General features: G+C 45.3%; 1 protein-coding gene, 2 rRNA genes and 1 other annotated feature (1 of these 4 cut by a window edge). Of the genes, 2 read left to right on the top strand and 1 reads right to left on the bottom strand.

Features of this window, described 5'->3' with window-relative positions; all coding sequences use genetic code 11:
* Positions 1-280 (top strand): 16S ribosomal RNA (locus RUMTOR_RS06405); the annotation flags it as partial.
* Here RUMTOR_RS06405 and RUMTOR_RS13270 read toward each other — a convergent pair.
* Positions 270-440: a hypothetical protein gene (locus RUMTOR_RS13270; protein ID WP_207634932.1), complete on the bottom strand. Its 171-nt coding sequence runs from the start codon at positions 438-440 to the stop codon at positions 270-272. The genes RUMTOR_RS06405 and RUMTOR_RS13270 overlap by 11 nt on opposite strands.
* Before the next feature lie 71 nt (positions 441-511).
* On the opposite strand from RUMTOR_RS13270, the gene rrf reads away from it, so the two are divergent.
* A 5S ribosomal RNA gene (gene rrf / locus RUMTOR_RS06400) occupies positions 512-629 on the top strand.
* 505 nt (positions 630-1134) lie between these two features.
* Positions 1135-1697: a sequence feature (23S ribosomal RNA rRNA prediction is too short), on the top strand; it runs 624 nt beyond the window's last position.

The raw sequence follows: 1697 nt of genomic DNA, 5'->3' as shown, positions 1-1697 counted from the left end.
ACCGCGAGGTGGAGCAAATCCCAAAAATAACGTCTCAGTTCGGATTGTAGTCTGCAACTCGACTACATGAAGCTGGAATCGCTAGTAATCGCGAATCAGAATGTCGCGGTGAATACGTTCCCGGGTCTTGTACACACCGCCCGTCACACCATGGGAGTCAGTAACGCCCGAAGTCAGTGACCCAACCGTAAGGAGGGAGCTGCCGAAGGCGGGACCGATAACTGGGGTGAAGTCGTAACAAGGTAGCCGTATCGGAAGGTGCGGCTGGATCACCTCCTTTCTAAGGAAGAAATAACTTCTTTCGTCTGGAACAATCCAACTAAAACGGAAGAAATAACTTCTTTCGTCTGGAACAATCCAACTAAAACGGAAGAAATAACTTCTTTCGTCTGGAACAATCCAACTAAAACGGAAGAAATAACTTCTTTCGTCTGGAACAATCCAACTAAAACGGAAGAAGAAGTAGAGTGAGTCGTTGTCTATTGTTTAGTCATCAAGGATGACAAAACTTTTTGGTGGCGATGCGTTCAGGGGTAACACCCGTTCCCATCCCGAACACGATGGTTAAGACCTGAACGGCCGATGGTACTGCACTGGAGACGGTGTGGGAGAGTAGGTGGCCGCCAAATCAAAAAAAGAAAAAACGAAGACAGAAACGCTGTCGAAGTTTAGAATAAATACAGGCAGGGATGAGCAACAACTTATCAAAGCCAACCCAATCAGCAGGGCAGTGCTGTTGGAATAACTGGGTTCACCAGTGATTAGAGTTTAAAAGAGATTTTAAGTTCTAATGACTGATGAACAGTCAGTCAGGATGCGAAGCTCAAAAACCTTTGGTTTTATCGCTCATGGCATTACATGCCAATGCATCAAAAATCAAGATCGCTTAGGAAAATGAATTTTCCACGCGATACCGATTTTTGTTACGCTCGCATCTTTATGTACCTTGAAAACTGCATACAGAGAAAATCAATGATAAGATAAAATATCTAATCAAGACATCCGAGGTAATGTTATTTAACAATTACTATAAAGTTTGAAGAAAACAAACTAAAAATAAATTGGCCTAGAACCAACACATGTAACGCTATACATGTGTGGATAGAAGTTCATTCCCGTGAACAACTATCGTTTGGTTATGCTGATAAGAGCGTATGGTGGATGCCTTGGCACTAAGAGCCGATGAAAGACGTGATAAGCTGCGAAAAGCTTCGGGGAGGGGCAAATACCCATCGATCCGGAGATTTCTGAATGGGGAAACCTAACTGAGCAAACCTCAGTTATCCTGACGCCAATCCATAACGTCAGGAAGGGAACCCGGTGAACTGAAACATCTAAGTAGCCGGAGGAAGAGAAAACAACATGTGATTCTGTGAGTAGCGGCGAGCGAAAACGGAAGAGCCCAAACCGGGATGCGTGCATCCCGGGGTTCGGACCGCGGAATTGATTCAACAAGTTTAGCAGAACAGTTTTGGGAAAGCTGACCAAAGAGGGTGAAAGTCCCGTAAGCGAAAGGCGAGTTGACATGGCGGTATCCAGAGTAGGTCGAGACACGTGGAACCCTTGACTGATATGCGGGGACCACCCCGTAAAGCTAATACTCCTTAGTGACCGATAGCGCATAGTACTGTGAAGGAAAGGTGAAAGGACCCGGGAAGGGGAGTGAAAAAGACCTGAACCAATATGTTTAACAGCTG

The sequence above is a fragment of the [Ruminococcus] torques ATCC 27756 genome (assembly GCF_000153925.1).
GTDB classification, from domain to species: Bacteria; Bacillota; Clostridia; order Lachnospirales; family Lachnospiraceae; genus Mediterraneibacter; species Mediterraneibacter torques.
This window is presented reverse-complemented; position numbering and strand designations above follow the sequence as displayed.